The following is a 21,353-nucleotide window of genomic DNA, read 5'->3' as shown; positions in this document are numbered from 1 at the left end:
GCACGACAACGGCGCTCACGGCAAGGGACGATTTCGAAAATGCGCGACAATGCCCGCATGACGATCGCGCCCCGCTGCCACCAGCACCCCGTGCGTGACTTCCCGGCGGTTATAGAGGATGGGATCTCCGGAGAGGTCGCTCATCCTACCACCCGCTTCCTGCACGATCAAATCGGCCGCCGCAAGGTCCCAATCATGGCTGTTGCCCCCCGCAAAAGCCGCATCCAGCCCGCCGTGAGCGACCCGGCAGAGCCGGAGCGCGAGCGAACCGATTCGCGGGTGCAGCTTGATGTCGCCGGCTGAGCTGTTCAGGCGCTCGACCATCGGCTTCGGGCCGGACATGCGAGAGAAGTCGAGCGTGGATCCGGACGTCGCCCGCACGGCCGCATCGTTGAGCAGCGTGCCCTGCCCGCGGGCCGCGAAGAAGAACTCGTTGCTAACAGGCGCAAACACCGCACCCAGCACCGGCGCGGCATCCTCGACCAGCGCGACGCTGACGCACCATTCGTCATGACCGTTGAGATAGTTGCGGGTGCCGTCGATGGGATCGACGATCCAGGTCAGCCGCCGCGACAGCCGCGCCTTGTCGTCGGCGCTTTCCTCGGACAGCCAGCCATAATCGGGCGTGGCACCGCGCAGGCGCGCTTCGAGCAGATCATTGACGGCGATGTCGGCCTCCGACACCGGCGAGGACGCGCCCTTGGTCCACTTCTTCAGCTCGGTGCGGAACATCGACTGCGCGAGGCTGCCTGCCTCCCGCACCGTGTCCCTCAACAACGCTGCATCACGAGTCAAAATGGTTTCGAGGGAGTGCGCGTCAACGTCCGCCAAGCGTCAAACCCTCGATGCGCACCGTCGGCGCATTGACGCCGTAGCGGAATTCGAGATTGTTCGCCGGCTGCATCGACTTGAAGATCTCGAACAGGTGGCCTGCGATGGTGACTTCGCTGACGGCATAGGTGAGCTCGCCGTTCTCGATCCAGAAGCCGGAGGCGCCGCGGCTGTAATCGCCGGTGACGCCGTTGACGCCCGAACCGATCAGATCGGTGACGTAAAAGCCCTGCTTGATGTCGGAGATCAGCTCGGCCGGGCTCAGTGTGCCGGGTTCGAGATGCAGATTGTACGGCCCGGGCGAGGGCGAGGACGAGACGCCGCGATGAGCGTGGCCGGTGGTGGCAAGGCCGAGCTCGCGCGCGGTAGCGCAGTCGAGCAGCCAGGTCGTCAGCACGCCCTCGTCGATCAGCGCGGTCTTCTTCACGGCGACGCCCTCGGCGTCAAAGGTCTGCGAGCGCAGACCGCGCTTGCGCAGGGGGTCGTCGATGATGCGGATGTTCTTCGAAAACAGCTGCTGGCCGAGCTTGTCCTTGAGGAAGCTGGTCTTGCGCGCGATCGAGGCGCCGTTGATGGCGCCGACGACATGGCCGACCAGCGAGCCGGCGACGCGGGGATCGAATACGACCGGCACCTTGCAGGTCTCGACCTTGCGCGGATTGGCGCGCGCCACGGTGCGCTCGCCGGCGGAGCGGCCGACGATTTCGGGCGAGAGCAGATCGCTGCCATGCGGCGCCGAGGTGAAATCGTAATCGCGCTCCATGCCGGTGCCTTCGCCGACAATGGCGGTGGCCGAGATGCCCTGGCTGGAGCGCAGATAGGAGCCGTGGAAGCCGGTCGAGGTGACGAGCACCATGCCGCCCATGCCAGCGGAGGCCGAGGCGCCGCCGGATTTGCTCACGCCCTTGACGGCGAGCGCGGCCGCTTCGGCCTCGAGCGCGCGGCGCTCGAGCTCGCTGGTTGCGGGAATATTGGGATCGAGCAGGTCGAGATCGGGGAAATCGCGTGCGAGCAGCGATGGGTCCGCGAGGCCGACATATTTGTCGTCGGGCGCGACGCGCGCCATCGCCACCGCGCGCTCGGCGAGCTTGGTGACGGCATCGCCGCTGGCGTCGTTGGTCGAGACCACGGCCTGGCGCCGACCGACCAGCACGCGCAGGCCGACATCGTCGCCCTCGGAGCGCTCGGATTCCTCGACACGGCCGTCGCGCACCTCGACGCCTTGCGAGATGCCGCGCACCGCGACTGCATCGGCCGCATCGGCGCCGGCGCGCTTTGCCGCCTCCACCAGCCGCTGCGCGAGATCGGACAGCGCGGACTGATCGAACAGGTCGGACTTGGCTTTTGGCGAAAGCGTCGAGCTTGGTGAAGGGTTCACAAACGAAATCCTGTTGGGGCGGGGTTCGGGACCGGAACCCACAGATGTGCCCTGATGGTGCGGACTTCAAGCATTTTCAGCCTGTCAAAAGCTCAGATTCGCGGGACCTGCGCAACGTCTCGTCAATCATGCGCGCCAAGCTCTTGTCAATCATGACCGCCGGTGACGCTGGGTTAACCAGCCTTTTTAAGCGGTTTCCGAAAGCCGCGCGCTAAGGTCCTCGCATCGACCGGGAACATAATCCTGGCGGGGAGAACTAAAGCCGTGAGGCGTCAAACATCAACATGCGGGGCCAACCCCGCCGGGTCGAGCCGCTCCCTGCGGCTCGACCCCCTTTCCCTTCCGGTCCGCTTCGATGCGCATGATCCGCGCGCCGACGGCTACACCAGGCAGATCGAGCTTCATCGCGAGCGCGTCGTGCTGCGCCGTGCCGTCCGCGGCATGCGCATGGCAATCAACGTCCGCGTCAGCGACTTCACCGGCGTCGCGCTGCGCGGCAATGACGAGGACCAGACCCTCGTCCTCGTGCACCGCGATCCCTCGCTCTCCGTTCCGCTGCTGGTCAGCGCCGACGGCGACGAGCTCGCCGAGGCCTGGGCTGTCTGGAGCGAGCTCTTCGCGCTTCCGCAGCTGGACGAAGGTGCGCGCAAGCCCGCAGCCCGCCGTCGCCGCGCCAATGCAATCCGCGACCGCCGTCCGAAATTTTTGATGCGCCGCCGCGCCGGTGTCGCACGCGAGCTGTCGGTTCACCGCGAACGCGAGATCATCGCGCGGAATTGAGCGGGCAGCTACGCCGCCCGCGTCACCGCGTCCACCAGCAATCCCGCAAACAGCAGCGCCCCCGCATATTTGTTCGAATAGAACAGGCGCTTGCACAGATCTGGATCGTCGATCCTCAAGCGCACGATCTGCGAGGCCAGATGCGCGGCGAAGGCCGCAAGCCCGAGCCAGGCCGGCCAGCGTACATCGCTTGACGCCAGCGCGACGCCGATCAGCATCACCGCCAAGCCATAGAACAGGATCAGCGCCTGGTGCGTATGCGCGCCGAACAGGCGCGCGGTGGACTTGACGCCGATCAGCGCGTCGTCTTCGGCGTCCTGGTGCGCGTAGATGGTGTCATAGCCAATCACCCAGGCGATCGACCCGGCATAGAGCACCAGCGCTGTGACGTCGATCCGGCCGAAGGTGACGGCAAAGCCCATCAGCGCGCCCCATGAGAAGGCAAGCCCGAGGAAGACCTGCGGCCACCAGGTGACGCGCTTCATGAAGGGATAGATCGCGACGACCACGAGCGAGGCGACGCCGGTCACGACGGCAAAGCGGTTGAACTGGAGCAGCACGACGAGGCCGGCCAGCGCCAGCGCGACCAGGAAGGCCAGCGCCTGCGTCACGCTGATCTGCCCCGCGGGCAGCGGCCGCGAGCGGGTGCGCTCGACCTTGGCGTCGAGGTCGCGATCGGTGATGTCGTTCCAGGCGCAGCCTGCCCCGCGCATCGCGAAGGCGCCGATGAAGAACAGGATGATGGTGAGCGGCAGGCGGCTCGTGTCATGCGCGATGCCGGCAGCAAGCGCCGCCGACCACCAGCATGGCATCAGGAGCAGCCATGAGCCGATCGGACGATCGAAGCGCGACAATCGCAGATAAGGCCGCGCCCATTGCGGCGCGAGCGTATCGACCCAGTTGCCGGTGGAATCGGCAACGCGGGCGCTGGCGTCGCTCATCGGGTGAGGACGTTGCCGTTGAGCGTGTCGAAGGTGCTGCCACCCTTCTTGCCGGCATTGGCCTCAGGCGCCGAGCCCGAACCGAGAACCTCGCTCAGCGACGGGCCGGCCGGACCGCGCGGCTGCTGCTGCATCTGCTGCGCAACGTTGCAGACCTTGGCCTGCGTGGCCTCGGTGTTCTTGTGGCTGGCCTGCAGCTGGTCGCCAACCTGTGGCGGGATTCCGCATTTGGCGGAATTGGCCTGGACGTATTTCATCATCTTGAATTCGGCCTGGCTGTAATTCTTGAACAGCTTGCAGGCTTCGTCCGGCGTCGCGTGACGATCGCTCGCGGCCTTGATCATCTTGCCGCGTTTTTCGGCCTCTTCGCGCAGCGGCACGAACGCCTTCGTGCAGTCCTCGCCGGGACCGGCTTGCGTCGGGGGAGCCGCACTGAAAGCGCCGGCGCCGCCCATGGGCGCGGCGCCATTCACGGGGAAGGACCCTTGCGGGGCCGTACCGACCGAGGCGCTCGGCGCCGAACCGTTCACGGGCGGGAACGCGGAACTGGGTGCGGCTTGGCCCGGCAGCGGCGCAGGGAAACCCTGGGCATAGGCGCCCACAGCACCCATGGTGACCATGGCGGCGGTGATTGGAACCATCAAATGACGGATCATCAAGATAGTCTCTCCGGCAGGAGCTTACGGGGCTCGGCGCCTTCCCAATTGAAGCGCAACCAGCGTGTTCGCGTTTTTACGATTCCCGCCGGCGCTTAACAACCCGTCGAATAGGGCAAGAGCGCGGCGCACGGACGCACCAATTCGGCGATATTTACCCCCAAAAGTACCGGTTTGGGTTAAGAACGGCCGCAAATTGGACCTTTGGACGATGCCCTCCCACGATTTTCGCGCCCCCCGGCTGTTTATCGATGCCCCCCTGGCCCAAGACGCCAGGATCCCGCTCGACCGTGACCAGAGCAATTATCTCGGCAATGTGCTGCGGCTTGCCGCCGGGGCCGAGGTTTTGGCGTTCAACGGCCGCGACGGAGAGTGGCAAGCCGCCATCGAGGGCCGCAAGCGGCCGGACGGGCTCCTCATCCTCCAGCAGACCCGGCCCCAGGACCGGCTCCCCGACCTCGCCTACGTCTTTGCCCCGCTCAAGCACGCCCGGCTGGATTACATGGTCCAAAAGGCCATCGAGATGGGCGCCGCTGCGCTTCAGCCGGTCCTCACGCGGTTCACCCAGGCTTCCCGGGTCAACACCGAGCGGATGCGCGCCAATGTGGTCGAGGCGGCGGAGCAATGCGGCATCCTCAGCATCGCCGCTGTGGCCGAGCCGGTGCCGCTGGAGCGCTACCTCAGCCAGCGCGCCGCAGGGCGGTTGCTGATCTTCTGCGATGAGGCGGCGGAGGTCCAAAACCCCATTCAGAGCCTGCAAGACGCCCGCGAGGCCGGGCATGACCAAGGCAGAATTGGTATCGACGTGCTGATCGGCCCCGAAGGCGGCTTTGCCGAGGAAGAGCGGGCGCTGTTGCTGCGGCAGCCGAAAATCCTGCGGCTGGCCCTCGGCCCCCGGATCATGCGCGCCGATACGGCCGCGGTGGCGGCGCTGGCACTGGTGCAGGCGGTGCTGGGCGATTGGGGAGGCGGGAGCGGCTAGAGCATGATCCGGAAAAGTGCGAAGCGGTTTTCCGAAAAGATCATGCGCAAACAACAACCTAAAGCGCGATGACGATTCATCCCAATCTCATCGCGCTTTAGGCTGCTCTCCCCCCTTGCCTACTCCCCTCGCATCGATCGATGCATGGTCTCGGACGGCAGCTCTCCGAAAGCCGTCCTGTAGCTCGCCGCGAACTCGCTCAAATGCCAAAAGCCGTGCGCAATCGCGCAGGACTTTACACTACGTCTTGCCGGGCCGATCCGCAGCTGCTTGCGCACCGACCAAAGGCGCAGGACCCGGCTGTAGCGATGCGGGCTCATGCCGCAGATCGCCTGCGTCGCACTCTGGAGAGTCCGAACCGACACTCCCGTCTGCTCCGCCAGTTCTGTCGTCTTGTGCCAGATCATCAGATCGCGCCGGATCAATCTTTCCATGTTCAGAACGATCCGCCGATAGCCATCCGTCGCAGGCGGCGCAGGTCTGCTCTTCACGCTGCTACGAAGTGCTGCATCCATTCTGCCAAGCAGGGCCTGTTCAACGAGCCCTTGCGAAGCCGGTCCATTCAGGAAGCCCGGGTCATTTGCTGCCGTTTCAAGCGTCGTTGAGATCAAGCCGCACAGCGAGACGAGCGCGTCAGCTGCCGGGTTCAGCAAATGATAGCCATCACTCAGCTGAGCCCAGGGTTCGCGCGCGGGCGGACTGAAATAGACAACGGCCATCAGACGACCCACCGGCTCATACACCAGGCAATCGGAAGCGCCCGTGAGAATGACAATGGAACTGCCAATGGATTGCCCGTTGATACGGGAAGAGGTCACATGATCCATTGGCACCACCACGGCGGCGGCATTCGTCAACTGATAGCCGCGAACGATCCGCGGGAAGGTTTTCAGCAGAGACAGGGTCAAGGTCGGCAGGTTGAGCCGTGCGCGCATGCTCGCAGTCGCTCCGGCAGACAGTGGCATGCTGGATGCGCCGGCATATCTCTCACTCTCGTCGAAATGATCGACGTCATACGATTCGAGTTCGAGGGCTGGGGACGGCTTGAGACGTTGGAATGACATTCAGCAGTCCAGCCCTGTCCTGAAATTGTGCCGCTTACTTCGCTTTTCGCGGCGATGCGGCGCCCTTGGAAGTTTCCTTGGAAGCTCGCAGATCATCCGGCCCATTGATGCCGGAGCGCTTGAGGTCGCGGAGGAGTTTTGTCAGCAGCAGCATGTTCGTCTTCTGAAGTTCGTGGTTGTTTCCAAACCTGAATAAGTTCTGCTCGGTCACGATCAGCCCGGCCTTGGTCTCGGCGAGAATCTTTCGCCGTTTGAGTCCCGCCACGCGACGGCGCACTGTCTCGAGCGGCAGGCTGAGAAAGCGAGAGAGTGCTGCCCGGGACACCCCCTGCTTGATCACATCCGGCTCGACCGCATGGATGCTGGAGAATTGCTCGTCCAGCGACGGATCGTTCATCACATTGATGACGTTCGCGTTGAGAATCGCATGAACGATCAGAAGGTCCAGCGGGTCGAATTCGTCGTAGTGCCGGAACATCTCGCTGATCGAGAACAGCATATAGGCCAGCGTATGTCGCGAGACCGTCCGGATAACATCTGAATCATTGCGCATGAATCGAAACCAACATTCACAGTGTAAACGAAGGCAGCAGCGAACGGATTATCCGCCATACCCAGAATGAGTATGCGACGACTTGCCTATCGTCCTCAATTTCTCATTGTGACGTGGGGCCTGTTGTTGCAGGTGCGTCGAGGCGCGTGCGTCAAAACAATTTGCGATCGGCCGCCGAAACTTTAATCCGCGACGACCGTATCTAGCGGCTTCGAAGAAGCCGGCTCCTTGCAGCCGGCCATCGCGCAGGATGCCATGGTCATGGACGGCAAATTTGTATCGGACGTGCGGCAACGCGAGGAACTGGAGCTCATCAAAGCATTTCTCGGCATCACCGACCCAGGCAGAAGGCAGAGAATTCTCGAACTGGCAGAGCAACTCGCGAATGAGGCTGCGTCCGATGCCGCAGAGCTCGCCTTCATCTCAACCGATGCCTCAGTTGGAGAAGCGCCCGGAGACGTCCGTGGCCGAACTGAATAAAAGCGAAGCACCTCTTCTCATCATGCCTCGATCCGTCCGGGTTGTGTGTCGAGCGCGCTTCTTATGGTAATTAAATACCTCAAGCGCTTTTGACGGGGTCGATGCTCCCTGACTTCCAAAGCCGTTAAGCGATTGATCCTTTGGAGGTCGAAACCGCTTTCCGGCCATGCTAAGGGCTGCGCCAATTCGCTCGCCTCCCCTTGCCCTTTCCCTGCCCGGTTCCACCGGGACGATGGACCCCTGTGATGACCGCGACTGCCACCTCAAATGCTGCCGGCTCCGCCGCCTGGGCGGATACGCTGCTGTTGTCGTTCGCGCAGGCCGGCTATGTCAGGGCCGAGCCCGCGATCCTGCAACCGGCCGAGCCGTTCCTGGACCTCTCGGGCGAGGACATCCGCAAGAGCCTGTATCTGACCACGGACCTCTCCGGCGACGAGCTCTGCCTGCGCCCGGACCTGACCATCCCGGTGGCGCGTGATTACCTCGCCTCGGGCCGCGCCGGCCTGCCGGCCGGGTTCAGCTATTTGGGCCCGGTGTTCCGATACCGCAGCGGCCAAGCCAGCGAGTTCCTTCAGGCCGGCATCGAGTCCTTCGGTCGTCAGGACCGCGCCGCGGCCGATGCCGAGATGCTGGCGCTGGCGCTGGAGGCGACCGCGGCCTTCGGTGTCCGCGACGTCGAGATCCGCACCGGCGACGTGGCGCTGTTCAATGCGCTGCTCGACGCACTCAATCTCTATCCGGTCTGGCGCCGCCGCCTGGTCAAGGATTTCAACCGCAAGATCAGCCTGGAGCAGGATCTGGAGCGGCTCGCGGCCGCGACCACCGCGACCCGCAGCGAATATGAGGGCGTGCTGGCGGCACTCGCCGGCTCCGACCGCAAGGCGGCGCTCGCCTTCGTCACAGATCTGATGTCGATCGCCGGGACCACCAATGTCGGCGGCCGCACCACGGCCGAGATCGCCGACCGCTTTCTCGAGCAGTCGACGCTGAAGGGCGGCGCGCTGCCGCGCGAGGCGATCGACGTGCTCAAGCGCTTCCTGTCAATTGCAGGCAACCCGGACGACGCCATCGCCGAGCTGCGCGCACTCACCAATGACGCAAAACTCGACCTCGCTGCTGCCATCGACCAGTTCGAGAGCCGGGTCGGCTTCATGGCGGCGCGCGGCGTCGATGTGAAGCAGACGCGCTTTTCGACCGCGTTCGGGCGCGGCCTCGACTATTACACCGGCTTCGAATTCGAGCTGCATCACCGCGGCAACGGCGCCGAGCCGCTGGTCGCCGGCGGCCGCTACGATGGGCTGATGACCCAGCTCGGTTCAGTCGAGCCGATCCCGGCGGTCGGCTTCTCGGTCTGGGTGGACGCGCTGACCCGGATCGGCCGCAAGGTGGGAGCTTAAGTCATGAGCGCGCCGTTCGTTCTGGCCGTTCCCTCCAAGGGCCGCCTCCAGGAAAACACCGAAGCCTTCTTCGCCCGGGCCGGGCTGAAGCTGTCGAAAGCCGGCGGCGCCCGCGACTATCGCGGCACGCTCGCAGGCTTCGACAATGTCGAGGTCGCCTATCTCTCGGCCAGCGAGATCGCCTCGCAACTGTCCCGCGGGCTCGCGCATCTCGGCGTCACCGGCGAGGACCTGGTGCGCGAGAACATCGCGGATGCCGACAAGCGCGTGTCGCTGATCGAAGGGCTCGGCTTCGGCTATGCCGACGTCGTCGTCGCGGTGCCGCAGGCGTGGATCGATGTCCGCGCCATGGCCGATCTCGACGACGTCACCACCGGCTTCCGCGAGCAGCACCACACGCGGATGCGGGTCGCGACCAAGTTCATCAACCTGACCCGCGCCTTCTTCCAGAGCCAGGGCATCACCGATTACCGCATCGTCGAAAGCACGGGCGCGACCGAAGGGGCGCCGGCCGCAGGCGCCGCCGAGTTGATCGTGGACATCACCACCACAGGCGCGACGCTCGCCGCCAACGGCCTCCGGGTGCTCGACGACGGCGTGATCCTGCGCAGCCAGGCCAATCTGGTCGCCTCGAAAGACGCCGACTGGTCGCCGCAGGCGCGCGAGACCGCGCGAATTATCCTCGACCACATCGCAGCACGCGCGCGGGCCAACAAATACCGTGAGGTCCGGACCCGCTTCCGGCAGTGCGATGCGGCGCTGCTCACTGAGGCCCACAGCCGTTTCGGCGTCGAGACCCCGTTCGGCGGGCCGACCTCGTCGGGCATGCTGACGCTGCACTGCCCGCCGGGCCAGCTCTACGCGCTGGCGAGCTTCCTGCGCGAGCACGGCGCCGAAACCGTCTCGGTGGTTTCGCTCGACTACGTGTTCGACCGGGAGAACCCGCTGTTCGCCAGGCTCGAGGCGTTCCTGCGGCAGTGAGCCCAAAGTCTGTTGAGCGGCCCGTTCAGCGTAGCGACAGCAAACGGCAGCTACCATATGCTGTTGAGATGACCTCGAACGCCCTCTGGAACTTGATCGATGACGCCGGGCTCTGACGTATCAGGCATGACGACCAGCGCGGCGAGCGCCGCCGCGAAGGGACTGTCGATTGTCGTCCCCCTCTACAATGAGGCGGCGGGCCTTTCCGCCCTGCATCAGCGCATCTGCGATCTCGCCAAGACCTTGCGGCAGCGCTATCGCCTCGCTTGCGAAATCGTCTATGTCGACGACGGCAGCGCGGACGCGACGCTGTCGATTGCACGCAGCCTGCCGGCCGACGCGGTCGACGTCCAGGTGGTGTCGCTGTCGCGCAATTTCGGCAAGGAGGCGGCGCTTATGGCCGGCCTCGACCATGCCCGGCTTGGCGCTGTCTTATTCATGGACGGCGACGGCCAGCATCCGCCTGTTCTGGTCGAGCAACTGGTGCGGCACTGGATCGAGGACGGCTACGACGTCGTCTATACCGCCAAGGCGCATCGCGACAACGAGCCCTTCCTACGCCGGCTCGCCGTGCACGGCTTCTACGCGCTGATCAATTGGGGCGCCCGCCAGAAGATTCCGGAGGACGCCGGCGACTTCCGCCTGCTGTCGCCGCGCGCGGTCGCAGCCCTCAGGCAGCTGCCGGAGCGCAACCGCTTCTTCAAAGGTCTCGCCAGCTGGATCGGCTTCCGTCAGATCCGCGTCGATTACGAGCCCGCGCCGCGCACCCACGGTGTGACAACCTTCAGCGCCGCGCGTCTGCTCGGCCTGTCGATCGAGGGCGTGACCTCGTTCTCGGTGGCGCCGTTGCGCTTTGCCAGCCTGCTCGGCGTGATCCTCGCGAGCGGCGCGTTCCTGTTCGGCCTCTCGATCCTGTGGGAGGTCTTGACCACCGGCAAGCAGGTGCCCGGCTATCCTTCGCTCGTGATCGGCCTGATGACGATCGGCGGCGTACAGCTCATCATGATCGGCATCGTCGGCGAATATATCGGCAAGATCCTGTCCGAGCTGAAGGCCCGCCCCATCTATTTCGTCGCCGAGCACAGCGAGAAGCATTTCGAGACCGACAAATCCGACGACGCCGCGAAGCGGACGGCGGCCGAATGAGTGCGGCGGCGACGCCGCGACGGATCTGGCTTTGCGCCGACGATTACGGCATCAGCCCGGGCGTCAACCGCGCCATCCGCGACCTGATCGAACGCGGCCGCCTCAACGCCACCTCGGTGATGATGGTGGGACCTGCGATCGAGCGCAGCGAGATCGAGGCGCTCGAGACGGCGGCGAAAGCGAGCCCTCGCTGCGCGATCGGATTGCACGTGACGCTGTCGGCGCCGTTCCGGCCGCTCACCATGCATTTCCGCCCGCTCGACGGCGACATGTTCATGCCGTTTCCGAAGCTGCTGCGCGCAGGCCTGATGCGGCGGCTCGATCGCGAATTCTTTCGCAACGAGGTGCGCGCGCAGCTCGCGGCTTTCGTCGAGGCATTCGGGCGCGCGCCCGACTTCGTCGACGGCCATCAGCATGTGCAGCTCTATCCGCAGGTGCGCGACGGCTTTGTCGATGCTGTCGTCGAGGCCGCACCGAAGGCGTGGGTGCGCCAGGGCGGCCGCGACCTGCCGCTGGTGCAGCGGCTGGCCTCACCCAAGGCCATGGTGCTCGATATCCTCAGCGCGCAATTCCGCCGCCGCGCCGATAGCGCCGGGCTCAGCTTCAATCCCGGCTTCGCCGGCGCCTATGATTTTACGCGCACGGCCGATTTCGGCGATCTGATGCGGCAATTCCTCGAAGGCCTCCCCGACGGCGGCCTGGTGATGTGCCATCCCGGCTTCGTCGACGACATCCTGACCGGCCTCGATCCGATGACCGACGTCCGCGAGCGCGAGCATGCGTATCTCGGAAGCGAGGCGTTCCCGCAGCTGCTCGCGGCCAGCAACGTGACATTGGGATGAAACCGGCGAGGCAAGCCGCAGGGGCAGCTTGTCGCATACCGAAATTTAATCCGGCCGGCACTGTTGGGGCCACAATGGAACCCTACATCCCGGTGGCGCTTGTTTCGCGCGAGGGAGACAGACCATGAATCCGCAGGAACGCCAGCTCGTCGACGAGCTTTTCGACCGGCTTTCGAAACTGGAAAATGCACCGCGCGATCCCGACGCGATCGCTGCGATCTCCGACGGCCTGCGCAAGGCGCCCGGCGCGGTCTACGCGCTGGTGCAGACCACGTTGTTGCAGGACGAAGCCCTGAAGCGCGCCCATAGCCGCATCCAGGAGCTGGAGGCGGCCCAAGCGCCTGAGCCGGCGCAGTCCGGCGGCTTCCTGGACACCATGCGCGACAGTCTTTTCGGTTCAAGCCCGTCGCGCGGATCGGTTCCGAACGTGCCGCCGCGTGACGCGCGGCCGGTCTGGAACAGCGGTCAGGCGATGCAGCAACCGCAACCGGGTTACGGCCAGCCCCCGTACGGACAGGCTTACGGACAGGCGCCGGGCCCGGGCTATGGCGCCCCGCCGGTCGGCGGTGGCGGCGGCTCGTTCCTCGGCACGGCGGCGGCAGCCGCGGCCGGCGTCGTCGGCGGTTCGCTGCTGCTCTCCAGCATCCGCGGCATGATGGGCGGCTCGCACCAGCAGGCCTTCGGCGACACCAATTCCCTGGGCGGCGATCGCAGTCCCTGGAGCGGTAGCGACCAGTCCGGCGGCTCGCTCGCGCGCGACGCCGGCCTCAACGACATCGGCTCGAACCGCGATTCCCGCCAGGGCTTCCTCGACCAGGGCTCGAACGACCGCGACAACAATACCGATCAGAACTACGGGAACGACGATCGCGACAACGGCAATGTGGACGTGGCCGACGACAGCGATTTCGGCAATGACGACGGCGGCAGCGACTACGCCTGACCGCCGCAAGCCTCATAGGTCCAAACCAACGGCCGCCTCACGGGCGGCCGTTTCCGTTTCGGCGGTATCCGTGTCCCTGCGTGCAATTCGTCACACAAATCCGGTCCGCCCTACGGGTCTGTCTTGGACAGGCGCGACAGCACCGCTATGATGCAGCCTTTCTCGACCGGCATGGCCAAGGCGCCTGACGGTGGCCCGTCCGGGCTTTGACAGGCATCCTTATTGCAGCCGCGGAGGTCATCCGTGCGATCCGCCATTTTGTTTCTACTTGCGCTGATCTTTTCGATATCGACGGATGCCGCCTGGGCCGGCAAGCGCGTCGCGCTTGTCATCGGCATGTCCGCCTACAAGCAGGTTCCGCAGCTCACCAATCCCGCGCGCGATGCCGACGCGATGACCGCCCTGTTCAAGAAGGCCGGCTTCGACGCCGTGGACAACAGGCGCGATCTCGGCATCTCCGAGCTGCGCCGGGCCATCCGTGACTTCTCCGCGACGTCGCAGGATGCCGACGTCGCAGTGGTCTACTATGCCGGCCACGGCATCGAGGTCGACGGCGCCAACTATCTGGTGCCGGCCGACGCCAGGCTCGCGAGCGATTTCGACATCGAGGACGAGACCATCTCGCTCGATCGCGTGCTGCGCGCGCTCGACGGCGCCAAGCGGCTCAAGCTCGTCATCCTCGATGCCTGCCGCGACAATCCCTTCGCCACCAGCATGAAGCGCACCGTCGCCAGCCGCGCGATCGGCCGCGGACTTGCCAAGGTCGAGCCTTCGATGTCCGACACGCTGATCGCGTTCGCCGCCAGGGCCGGCGCGGTGGCAAGCGACGGCGACGGGCAGAACAGCCCGTTCGCCACGGCGCTGGTCCGCAACATCGCCGAGCCCGGGCTCGATTTGCGGATCGCGTTCGGCCGCGTGCGCGACGAGGTGCTGAAGGCGACCGGCAATCGCCAGGAGCCGTTCGTCTACGGATCACTCGGTGGCGATACCGTCGCGCTGGTCCCGCGCCTTGCCGATCCCGAAGCCGAAGCCCGCGTGGACTACGAGCTGGCGGCGCAGGTCGCAACCAGGGAGGCCTGGGACTCCTTCCTCGCCAAACATCCGGCCGGCTTCTTCGCCAACCTCGCGCGCGGACAGAACGGCAAGCTGGAGGCCGCCCAGCAGGGCCGCGCCAAGGCCGACGACGCCAAACGGCAGGCCGAGGAACTCGCGGCGCAGAAGGCGGCGGACTTCCGCAGGCAGCTCGAAGAGCAGAGCGCGCGCCAGACCGCGGAGGCGAAGCAAAAGCTCTCCGAGCAAGCCAAGCGCGATCTCGACGAGGCGCGGGCGCAGATCGCCGAACAGGCCAAGAAGGAGCTGGACGAGGCAAGACGCCAGGCCGAGCAGGCACGGCAACGGGCCGATACGGCCCAGGTCCAGGTCGAGGCGGCCCGGCGTCAGGCGGCGGCCGATGCGCAGGTCCAGGTCGAGCAGGCCAAGCGCGACGCCAAAGCTCAGGCCGACAAGGTTCAAGCTGACAAGGCCCAGGCGGACAAGCTGGCGGCGCTCACGCCCAACACCCCGCCCGCACCGGAGCCGCCTCCCGCCGCACCGAAGATGGATCCTTCGGATATCGCGCGGCTGCTCCAGGCCCATTTGAAGCGGGTCGGCTGCAATCCCGGCAATGTCGACGGCAAATGGGATGACGGCTCGCGAACCGCGCTGGAGCTGTTCAACAAGAGCGCCGACACTCGTTTCGACGTGAAACTGGCAAGCCTCGACGCGCTGGACTCGGTGCGCAGCAAGACAGACCGCGTCTGCCCGCTGGTCTGTGCCAAGGGGCAGCGCGCCGAGGGCGATCGCTGCGTCCAGATCGGCTGTTCGAGCGGCTATGTCCTCAACGCCGGCGGCGCCTGCGAGAAGCGGCCCGAGCCGGCACCAAAGCCCAGGACCGTGACGCGGCAGGAGCCCGCCGCGCCACGCAGCGCGCCGTCGTCTCGCGGCGGCGGCGGCAAGTGCTTCTCGTTCGGCGGCAAGACCTATTGCGAGTAAGGCACTTGCTCGCCGATCCGATCACATCACCACGACCCTGGTGCCGACATTAACGCGGCCATAGAGGTCGATGACGTCCTCGTTGCGCATGCGGATGCAGCCCGAGGAGACGTTGGTGCCGATGGTCCAGGGCTCGTTGGAGCCGTGGATGCGGTAGAGTGTTGAGCCCAGATACATCGCGCGGGCGCCGAGCGGGTTTTCCGGGCCGCCTTCCATGTGCCGGGGCAGGTCGGGCCGGCGCGCGATCATTTCCGTCGGCGGGGTCCAGTCCGGCCATTCGCGCTTGGAGGTGATCGACTTGACGCCGGACCAGGTGAAGCCCGGGCGGCCGACGCCGATGCCGTAGCGCATCGCGCGGCCGTTGCCCTCGACGAGATAGAGGAACTTGTTCGGCGTATCGACCACGATGGTGCCGGCACTTTCCTTGCCGCTATAGTCAACAGATTGTTTCTCGAATCTCGGATCGAACTGACGCTGCCGCGGGTCGACCGCTTCCTGCTGAACCGCCCCCTGCATCTGCGGCTCGCCCATCGGCGGCAGGCGACGCTGGTCGTAATAGCCGGGCTGCTGCTGATACATGGGCTGCTGCGGAGCGTAGGCCGGACCGCGGCCGGGCCCATCGCTGAACAGGAATTCGATGAAGCCGCCGCCCATGCCCGAACTGGAGGCGACACGGACCGGCGCCGGCGGCACCTGCGGCTGGTAGAGCACCGCAGGCGGATCGTTCGGCACCGTATTGTCGAAGGCGCGGGCGCAATTGGCGCCGGCAATGAAGGTGCAAGCGCTGCCAAGCAGCGCGACAGTCATCTTTTTGAACATCGACGTACTCTGTACTGTTTCGTCTAGTTACATTCGCCGTCGACGCGCCTGGATGATCGGCGCCCGCGACGTGGTCAATAAAGAGCAAAAGCCGTTTCGTTTGGTAAACAGAAACGACGTTTGGATTCACCACGTCGCGAGCGGGGCTGCAATTTGGCGATCAGCGTTTATTTTCGATGAACGCCGCAGGCCCATGGTTAATCGCTCCTTTTCACGCCGTCGCACGCGGCCGCACGACAGTTCCGGCTGTGAACTTCGTGTTAAATCGCTTCTGCCTAAAAAGACACGTGAGTGAGGTGGGGGGAGTTCCTGATGGCGATTCACCGCAAACGTTTTCGTGTCGAAGAGGCTATTGTCGGCGAGATGCCCAGCCCCGAAATGATTGAGGAGGCGGCGCCGATGCATAGTGAGATCATGGCGGAGTTGCGTGCGATCCGCGCCCAGATGGCGAAGGGCATTGCGCCCGTGCCCTTGTCCGGCAGCGCGGCCATGGCGGCGATCGACGCCTCCACGGCCCACGAGCTCTCCGAAGCTCGCACCATGCTCGAGACCTACCGGGCTCAGATCGAGCAGTGCGAGAAGCTGAAGATCGAGCTCGACCTGATCCATGACGCCATCGACCGCACCAAGCGCGAGATCGCGACGCTGCACGGCAAGAGCTTTGACGGCGCGGAGATGGCCAAGGTCAATGGCGAGCTCGGCGCGGTTGTCGGCGGCACCGAGCAGGCGACCCAGCAAATCCTGGAAGCCGCCGAGGCTATCGACCAGTCGGCCAGTGCGCTGGCCAAGGTGGACTCGGCCGACCAGCAGAAGCGGCTCTCCGACGACATCCAGGAACGTGTCATCTCGATCTTCGAGGCCTGCAACTTCCAGGACCTGACCGGCCAGCGCATCAGCAAGGTCATGACCACCATGAAGTTCATCGAGCAGCACATCAACTCGATGATGGATATCTGGGGCGGCGTCGACGCCATCAAGGCCCACGTGACGCCGCAGGTCGATAACCGCAGCGAGGACGATAAGCTGCTCAACGGTCCGAAGCTTAGCGGCGACGTCGGCCACGCCTCGCAGGACGACATCGACGCGCTGTTCGACTGATCGGACGCGACGGACGGAAAAAACAAAACGCCGGCGAAAGCCGGCGTTTTTTTTGTTGCGTCATTGCGAGCGAAGCGAAGCAATCCTCGCAATGACTGGGTTAGATCACGCCCTTGGCGCGCAGCGGACGTAGACCATGTTGCCGTAGCGGGTGGCGGCGTCCTTGTCGATGAAGCGGGTGATCATGACGCGGCCGTCGAAGGAGACGATCTCGCGGTCCTGCTCGCCGGGGGTGGGACCGGCCGGCCCGATATAGTTCTTGCCGCCGGGCGAGCCCTTCAGCCGCAGTTCCTGGGGCGTCGCCTGGTCAGCGAGATGCATGACCACGCCGCCGGAGGTACCGGCGCCGATCACATAGGGATTCTTGCACTGCTCGCGCGCCATCTTCTCGGTGCGGGGGCGGTCGGCCGGGTTCTGGAACGAGGCGAGGCCCCAGCGGCCGACGATCTCGTCGGCGCGGATGCTCGCCGGCATTTCCGGGCCGGTGCCGGTATCGGCCACGGGCGGCGGCGAAGACGACGTGAGGGACGGCAGGCTGAAGCCGCCGCCGCAGGCGCCAAGCAGCAGCGCCAGGCAAGAGGCGGCCGCCAGATTGGCAACCGTGCGTGCGTGAGCTGAACTGATCATGACATTCCCCCGAGCAAACTGCCCCCCAAACAAGACCTCGACCACATCCCTCCTCCAGCCAAGCGCAAAACCGCTGTCGGAGCAATGACGTCCTTTATACGCCAGCGCGACCAATAAGTTTCTGTAGACACAATCCTATATCCGCCTCACCAATCGCTTAACCACCTTTGCTTGACAGGATCGCGGCCAAGCCATATTTCCGGGCTCACTATTAGCACTCGGAAAGCCCGATTGCTAAGCGCGCCGTTCGATCCTCGGGAAGAGGGTGGACGGAAGCGCCGCCCCACCCACTTTCCGCTACTTCCGAAGCGAGCCTCCAAAGGGAAACGTCATGGCTAAATCCAAATTTCGTCCGCTGCATGACCGTGTCGTGGTCAAACGTATCGACGCCGAGGAAAAGACCAAGGGCGGCATTATCATTCCGGACAGCGCCAAGGAAAAGCCGTCCCAGGGCGAGGTTGTCGCCGTCGGCCCCGGCGGCCGTGACGAGGCCGGCAAGCTGACCCCGATCGACCTCAAGGTCGGCGACGTCGTGTTGTTCGGCAAATGGTCGGGCACCGAGGTCAAGATCGACAACGAAGATCTCCTGATCATGAAGGAGTCGGACATCATGGGCGTTCTGGCCTAAGGCCATCCGCCTGAACGGCCGCTGAATGTCATGCCCGGATCGACCGATCCGGGCATCCATCATTCCGCCGCAGATCACCAAACAAGACACATCACGAAACCCGAGGGATTGCAGAAATGACTGCCAAAGACGTCAAGTTTTCCGGAGACGCGCGCGATCGCATGCTGCGCGGCGTCGACATTCTCGCCAACGCCGTCAAGGTGACGCTCGGCCCGAAGGGCCGCAACGTCCTGATCGAGAAGTCGTTCGGCGCCCCCCGCATCACCAAGGACGGCGTCACCGTCGCCAAGGAGATCGAGCTCGAGGACAAGTTCGAGAACATGGGCGCCCAGATGCTGCGTGAGGTCGCCTCCAAGACCAACGACCTCGCCGGCGACGGCACCACCACCGCGACCGTGCTGGCCCAGGCCATCGTGCGCGAAGGCGCCAAGGCGGTTGCCGCCGGCATGAACCCGATGGACCTCAAGCGCGGCATCGACACCGCGGTTGCCGCTGTCATCAAGGACATTGAAAAGCGCGCCAAGCCGGTCGCCGCCTCCTCCGAGGTCGCCCAGGTCGGCACCATCTCGTCCAATGGCGATGCCGCCATCGGCAAGATGATCGCCCAGGCGATGCAGAAGGTCGGCAACGAGGGTGTCATCACCGTCGAGGAAAACAAGTCGATGGAGACCGAGGTCGAGATCGTCGAGGGCATGAAGTTCGACCGCGGCTATCTGTCGCCCTACTTCGTCACCAACCCCGAGAAGATGACCGCCGAGCTCGAGGACGCCTACATCCTCCTGCACGAGAAGAAGCTGTCCGGCCTGCAGGCCATGCTGCCGGTGCTGGAAGCCGTGGTGCAGTCGGGCAAGCCGCTCCTCATCATCGCCGAGGACGTCGAGGGCGAGGCGCTGGCCACCCTGGTCGTCAACCGCCTGCGTGGCGGCCTCAAGGTCGCCGCCGTCAAGGCGCCGGGCTTCGGTGACCGCCGCAAGGCCATGCTGGAGGACCTCGCGATCCTCACCGGTGGCCAGCTCATCTCCGAAGACCTCGGCATGAAGCTCGAGAACGTCACGGTGAAGATGCTGGGACGCGCGGGCAAAGTGGTGATCGACAAGGAGAACACCACGATCGTCAAGGGCGCCGGCAAGAAGCCGGAGATCGAGTCCCGCGTCGGCCAGATCAAGGCCCAGATCGAGGAGACCACCTCGGACTACGACCGTGAGAAGCTCCAGGAGCGTCTCGCCAAGCTCGCCGGCGGCGTCGCGGTGATCCGCGTCGGCGGCGCCACCGAGATCGAGGTCAAGGAGAAGAAGGACCGCGTCGAGGACGCGCTCAACGCCACCCGCGCCGCGGTGCAGGAAGGCATCGTCCCCGGCGGCGGCGTCGCGCTGCTCCGTGCCAAGAAGGCGGTGGGCCGTCTCACCAACGCCAATGCCGACGTCCAGGCCGGCATCAACATCGTGCTGAAGGCGCTGGAAGCTCCGATCCGCCAGATCGCCGAGAATGCCGGCATGGAAGGCTCGATCGTCGTCGGCAAGATCCTGGAGAACAAGTCCGAGACCTTCGGCTTCGACGCCCAGAACGAAGACTATGTCGACATGGTCGAGAAGGGCATCATCGATCCCGCCAAGGTGGTCCGTACCGCACTCCAGGACGCCGCCTCCGTGGCCGGCTTGCTGGTGACCACCGAGGCCATGGTCGCCGAGGCGCCGAAGAAGGAAGCCGCGCCCGCGATGCCGGGCGGCGGCATGGGCGGCTTCTAAGCCGTCCGTTCCATTGCAGAGTTACGAAGGCCGCCTCCGGGCGGCCTTCTTTTTTACCGATCATCCCCGACGCTTTGCAATTCAACCCACGGCCAAAACCAACTACGGTGGCGGCCGATTCTGTTCCTTCGAGGATTTCGGCGATGCGCGCGCTTCTGGTTTGTTCGACAGCCCTATTGGCGGCTTTGCTCGCCGTCTCGCCCGACATCGCCTCCGCCCAGATGAAATTGTCGCCGAAGGCCACGGTACCTGGCGGCACGGAGACGCGCTATTTCACCTCGATCGACGGGTTGATGGACGGCAATGCCGACGTGATCCTGAAAGAAACGCGCCAGGGCAAGACGGTGACGGCGGCGGTGCTCGACGTCTGCTATCCCGTCGCGAAGAATTCCGACCGCAAGGACCGCTTCGTCGTCAACCTCCAGGTCGCGGGCCAGAACCTGACGGGCACGACGCAGAGCATCGGCGCGAAGGCGCCCGTCAGCGTCAAGCTGCTGCGCAAACAGTCCGGGGACAATTTCGAATTCCGCGGGCAGATCAGCATCGGCCAGGCGGTCACCGAGGTCACCTCGCCCGACAATTCGGACCTCAGTGAAAAAGAATTTCAGGACAACCAGACCTCCGACGACGGCATCACGCCGCAGCCGAAGGATTTCACCGACGTCTCGCCGGAAGCGATCGCGGTCAAGGTCAAGCTGGATGCGGCGACGGAGTTCCTGAAGAGCCTGAAGGGCCAGGAGGTCGAGGTGACGCTGGCGAGCCTCACCGTCGGCTGCGAGGCGCTGCGCGCCGGCGAGCAGACCATCAACATGTCAGTCGATCCGGAGCGCGCCGGCGCGCTGCTCGCAAAATTCAAGGCGACGCCGGGCGTCACCGCCGCGGGCTGGACCGCCGGGATGACCGAGATGGACCGCAGCATCCGCTTTGCCGCCGCCGACTGGCGCGACGGCGACAAGACCAACCGCGACAAGCTCGCGACCGCCGTGGCCGGCGTGCTGAGCGGGACGCTCGCGGCAAAGCCGGTCTCGCAGAGCTTCAACCCCGCCACCGGCAAGCTCAAGCTCGTCTTCAAGCGACCGAATCAGGATTTCCCGGCGCTCGACCTCACCGACACGATCGAGGTCGCAGGCCTGATCTCGCCCGACAAACCTGGCGCCACCGACAAGCTCATGCTCTGGATCGGCAACCCGGCGACCACGACAGCTGATGAGAGCAGCGGCGCCAAGCTCAACCTCTCGGACGAAGCTGCGGCCGACGAGGAAGGCGACCAGCCCGACGACAACGGCTCGATCGGGGCGCTCGCCAAGGAGCTGAAGGGCCAGCGCTGGGATGCGGATAAGTCGGTGTGGAAGTGACGTAGCACTCACACCGCTCTCGGTCATCGCCCGCGAAGGGGGCGATCAAGTATTCCGAGACCTCTGTGGTTGAACC

21 protein-coding genes are annotated in these 21,353 nt (G+C 65.1%); 13 read left to right on the top strand and 8 right to left on the bottom strand.

Going from position 1 to position 21,353, the window contains the following annotated elements:
• Nucleotides 1–15 precede the first annotated feature (15 nt).
• On the bottom strand, nt 16–831 hold the full coding sequence (locus BMW89_RS23780; protein ID WP_092029455.1) for a 3'(2'),5'-bisphosphate nucleotidase CysQ: 816 nt from the start codon (nt 829–831) through the stop codon (nt 16–18).
• Nucleotides 818–2,209 carry a TldD/PmbA family protein gene (locus tag BMW89_RS23775; RefSeq protein WP_177196268.1) on the bottom strand — a complete coding sequence of 464 codons (1,392 nt, stop codon included), beginning with the start codon at nt 2,207–2,209 and terminating at the stop codon, nt 818–820. Before BMW89_RS23775 ends, BMW89_RS23780 begins: the two co-directional genes overlap by 14 nt.
• 264 nt (nt 2,210–2,473) lie before the next feature.
• Here BMW89_RS23775 and BMW89_RS23770 point away from each other — a divergent pair, with 264 nt between their 5' ends.
• On the top strand, nt 2,474–2,989 hold the full coding sequence (locus BMW89_RS23770) for a DUF6101 family protein (protein ID WP_092029453.1): 516 nt from the start codon (nt 2,474–2,476) through the stop codon (nt 2,987–2,989).
• 8 nt (nt 2,990–2,997) lie between these two features.
• On the opposite strand, the gene ubiA is transcribed toward BMW89_RS23770, so the two are convergent.
• Entirely contained in the window at nt 2,998–3,930 is a 933-nt protein-coding gene (gene ubiA, locus BMW89_RS23765; RefSeq protein ID WP_092029452.1) for a 4-hydroxybenzoate octaprenyltransferase, read from the bottom strand.
• Nucleotides 3,927–4,586: a hypothetical protein gene (locus BMW89_RS23760; protein ID WP_092029451.1), complete on the bottom strand. Its 660-nt coding sequence runs from the start codon at nt 4,584–4,586 to the stop codon at nt 3,927–3,929. Before BMW89_RS23760 ends, ubiA begins: the two co-directional genes overlap by 4 nt.
• Before the next feature lie 211 nt (nt 4,587–4,797).
• Between BMW89_RS23760 and BMW89_RS23755 the strand changes: the two genes are divergently transcribed.
• A complete protein-coding gene (locus BMW89_RS23755) occupies nt 4,798–5,568 on the top strand; it encodes a 16S rRNA (uracil(1498)-N(3))-methyltransferase (protein WP_092029450.1) in 771 nt (256 codons plus the stop codon).
• 119 nt (nt 5,569–5,687) lie between these two features.
• On the opposite strand, the gene BMW89_RS23750 is transcribed toward BMW89_RS23755, so the two are convergent.
• Nucleotides 5,688–6,632 carry a helix-turn-helix domain-containing protein gene (locus BMW89_RS23750; protein WP_092029449.1) on the bottom strand — a complete coding sequence of 315 codons (945 nt, stop codon included), beginning with the start codon at nt 6,630–6,632 and terminating at the stop codon, nt 5,688–5,690.
• A 34-nt stretch (nt 6,633–6,666) separates the two neighbouring features.
• Nucleotides 6,667–7,131: a hypothetical protein gene (locus BMW89_RS23745; RefSeq protein ID WP_244547668.1), complete on the bottom strand. Its 465-nt coding sequence runs from the start codon at nt 7,129–7,131 to the stop codon at nt 6,667–6,669.
• A gap of 282 nt (nt 7,132–7,413) precedes the next feature.
• On the opposite strand from BMW89_RS23745, the gene BMW89_RS23740 reads away from it, so the two are divergent.
• The 7 genes from BMW89_RS23740 (at nt 7,414) to BMW89_RS23710 (ending at nt 15,005) form a co-directional block, all read left to right on the top strand.
• Nucleotides 7,414–7,665 (top strand): hypothetical protein, encoded by a 252-nt coding sequence (locus tag BMW89_RS23740; RefSeq protein ID WP_244547667.1) that lies wholly within the window; start codon nt 7,414–7,416, stop codon nt 7,663–7,665.
• A 245-nt stretch (nt 7,666–7,910) separates the two neighbouring features.
• Nucleotides 7,911–9,062, top strand: a complete 1,152-nt coding sequence (locus tag BMW89_RS23735) for an ATP phosphoribosyltransferase regulatory subunit (protein ID WP_092029447.1) — start codon at nt 7,911–7,913, stop codon at nt 9,060–9,062.
• A gap of 3 nt (nt 9,063–9,065) precedes the next feature.
• The gene (gene hisG / locus BMW89_RS23730; protein WP_092029446.1) at nt 9,066–10,043 is read left to right on the top strand and encodes an ATP phosphoribosyltransferase; all 978 of its coding nucleotides are present in this window, start codon (nt 9,066–9,068) and stop codon (nt 10,041–10,043) included.
• Between the two features lie 99 nt (nt 10,044–10,142).
• Complete coding sequence (locus tag BMW89_RS23725; protein ID WP_092029445.1) at nt 10,143–11,189, top strand: glycosyltransferase family 2 protein; 1,047 nt, start codon at nt 10,143–10,145, stop codon at nt 11,187–11,189.
• The gene (locus BMW89_RS23720) at nt 11,186–12,031 is read left to right on the top strand and encodes a ChbG/HpnK family deacetylase (protein ID WP_092029444.1); all 846 of its coding nucleotides are present in this window, start codon (nt 11,186–11,188) and stop codon (nt 12,029–12,031) included. The genes BMW89_RS23725 and BMW89_RS23720 overlap by 4 nt, the downstream gene beginning before the upstream one ends.
• 124 nt (nt 12,032–12,155) lie before the next feature.
• Nucleotides 12,156–12,974 (top strand): DUF2076 domain-containing protein, encoded by an 819-nt coding sequence (locus tag BMW89_RS23715; protein ID WP_092029443.1) that lies wholly within the window; start codon nt 12,156–12,158, stop codon nt 12,972–12,974.
• A gap of 243 nt (nt 12,975–13,217) precedes the next feature.
• A complete protein-coding gene (locus tag BMW89_RS23710) occupies nt 13,218–15,005 on the top strand; it encodes a caspase family protein (RefSeq protein WP_092029442.1) in 1,788 nt (595 codons plus the stop codon).
• Between the two features lie 21 nt (nt 15,006–15,026).
• Here the strand turns inward: BMW89_RS23710 and BMW89_RS23705 are convergent, their stop codons facing one another.
• Nucleotides 15,027–15,824, bottom strand: a complete 798-nt coding sequence (locus tag BMW89_RS23705; RefSeq protein WP_092029441.1) for a L,D-transpeptidase — start codon at nt 15,822–15,824, stop codon at nt 15,027–15,029.
• 312 nt (nt 15,825–16,136) lie between these two features.
• Between BMW89_RS23705 and BMW89_RS23700 the strand changes: the two genes are divergently transcribed.
• Nucleotides 16,137–16,922 carry a protein phosphatase CheZ gene (locus BMW89_RS23700; RefSeq protein ID WP_177196267.1) on the top strand — a complete coding sequence of 262 codons (786 nt, stop codon included), beginning with the start codon at nt 16,137–16,139 and terminating at the stop codon, nt 16,920–16,922.
• A gap of 105 nt (nt 16,923–17,027) precedes the next feature.
• Here the strand turns inward: BMW89_RS23700 and BMW89_RS23695 are convergent, their stop codons facing one another.
• Nucleotides 17,028–17,549, bottom strand: a complete 522-nt coding sequence (locus BMW89_RS23695) for a hypothetical protein (protein WP_092029439.1) — start codon at nt 17,547–17,549, stop codon at nt 17,028–17,030.
• A 331-nt stretch (nt 17,550–17,880) separates the two neighbouring features.
• Here BMW89_RS23695 and BMW89_RS23690 point away from each other — a divergent pair, with 331 nt between their 5' ends.
• The 3 genes from BMW89_RS23690 (at nt 17,881) to BMW89_RS23680 (ending at nt 21,277) form a co-directional block, all read left to right on the top strand.
• Nucleotides 17,881–18,177: a co-chaperone GroES gene (locus BMW89_RS23690; protein WP_092029438.1), complete on the top strand. Its 297-nt coding sequence runs from the start codon at nt 17,881–17,883 to the stop codon at nt 18,175–18,177.
• Nucleotides 18,178–18,293: 116 nt separating this feature from the next.
• A complete protein-coding gene (gene groL, locus BMW89_RS23685) occupies nt 18,294–19,922 on the top strand; it encodes a chaperonin GroEL (protein WP_092029437.1) in 1,629 nt (542 codons plus the stop codon).
• Between the two features lie 143 nt (nt 19,923–20,065).
• Nucleotides 20,066–21,277, top strand: a complete 1,212-nt coding sequence (locus BMW89_RS23680) for a hypothetical protein (protein WP_177196266.1) — start codon at nt 20,066–20,068, stop codon at nt 21,275–21,277.
• Nucleotides 21,278–21,353: the final 76 nt, after the last annotated feature.

This window comes from Bradyrhizobium sp. OK095 (assembly GCF_900109945.1).
GTDB lineage: Bacteria > Pseudomonadota > Alphaproteobacteria > Rhizobiales > Xanthobacteraceae > Bradyrhizobium.
This window is presented reverse-complemented; position numbering and strand designations above follow the sequence as displayed.

Excerpts from the sequence above, each read along its gene's own strand:
- BMW89_RS23690 (WP_092029438.1), top strand. The coding sequence starts at position 17,881 with ATGGCTAAATCCAAATTTCGTCCGCTGCATGACCGTGTCGTGGTCAAA.
- BMW89_RS23735 (WP_092029447.1), top strand. The coding sequence starts at position 7,911 with ATGACCGCGACTGCCACCTCAAATGCTGCCGGCTCCGCCGCCTGGGCG.
- BMW89_RS23715 (WP_092029443.1), top strand. The coding sequence starts at position 12,156 with ATGAATCCGCAGGAACGCCAGCTCGTCGACGAGCTTTTCGACCGGCTT.
- BMW89_RS23745 (WP_244547668.1), bottom strand. The coding sequence starts at position 7,131 with ATGCTGTTCTCGATCAGCGAGATGTTCCGGCACTACGACGAATTCGAC.
- hisG (WP_092029446.1), top strand. The coding sequence starts at position 9,066 with ATGAGCGCGCCGTTCGTTCTGGCCGTTCCCTCCAAGGGCCGCCTCCAG.
- BMW89_RS23700 (WP_177196267.1), top strand. The coding sequence starts at position 16,137 with ATGGCGATTCACCGCAAACGTTTTCGTGTCGAAGAGGCTATTGTCGGC.
- BMW89_RS23680 (WP_177196266.1), top strand. The coding sequence starts at position 20,066 with ATGCGCGCGCTTCTGGTTTGTTCGACAGCCCTATTGGCGGCTTTGCTC.
- BMW89_RS23720 (WP_092029444.1), top strand. The coding sequence starts at position 11,186 with ATGAGTGCGGCGGCGACGCCGCGACGGATCTGGCTTTGCGCCGACGAT.
- BMW89_RS23755 (WP_092029450.1), top strand. The coding sequence starts at position 4,798 with ATGCCCTCCCACGATTTTCGCGCCCCCCGGCTGTTTATCGATGCCCCC.
- BMW89_RS23695 (WP_092029439.1), bottom strand. The coding sequence starts at position 17,549 with ATGATCAGTTCAGCTCACGCACGCACGGTTGCCAATCTGGCGGCCGCC.
- groL (WP_092029437.1), top strand. The coding sequence starts at position 18,294 with ATGACTGCCAAAGACGTCAAGTTTTCCGGAGACGCGCGCGATCGCATG.
- BMW89_RS23760 (WP_092029451.1), bottom strand. The coding sequence starts at position 4,586 with ATGATCCGTCATTTGATGGTTCCAATCACCGCCGCCATGGTCACCATG.
- BMW89_RS23725 (WP_092029445.1), top strand. The coding sequence starts at position 10,143 with ATGACGCCGGGCTCTGACGTATCAGGCATGACGACCAGCGCGGCGAGC.
- BMW89_RS23750 (WP_092029449.1), bottom strand. The coding sequence starts at position 6,632 with ATGTCATTCCAACGTCTCAAGCCGTCCCCAGCCCTCGAACTCGAATCG.
- BMW89_RS23705 (WP_092029441.1), bottom strand. The coding sequence starts at position 15,824 with ATGTTCAAAAAGATGACTGTCGCGCTGCTTGGCAGCGCTTGCACCTTC.
- ubiA (WP_092029452.1), bottom strand. The coding sequence starts at position 3,930 with ATGAGCGACGCCAGCGCCCGCGTTGCCGATTCCACCGGCAACTGGGTC.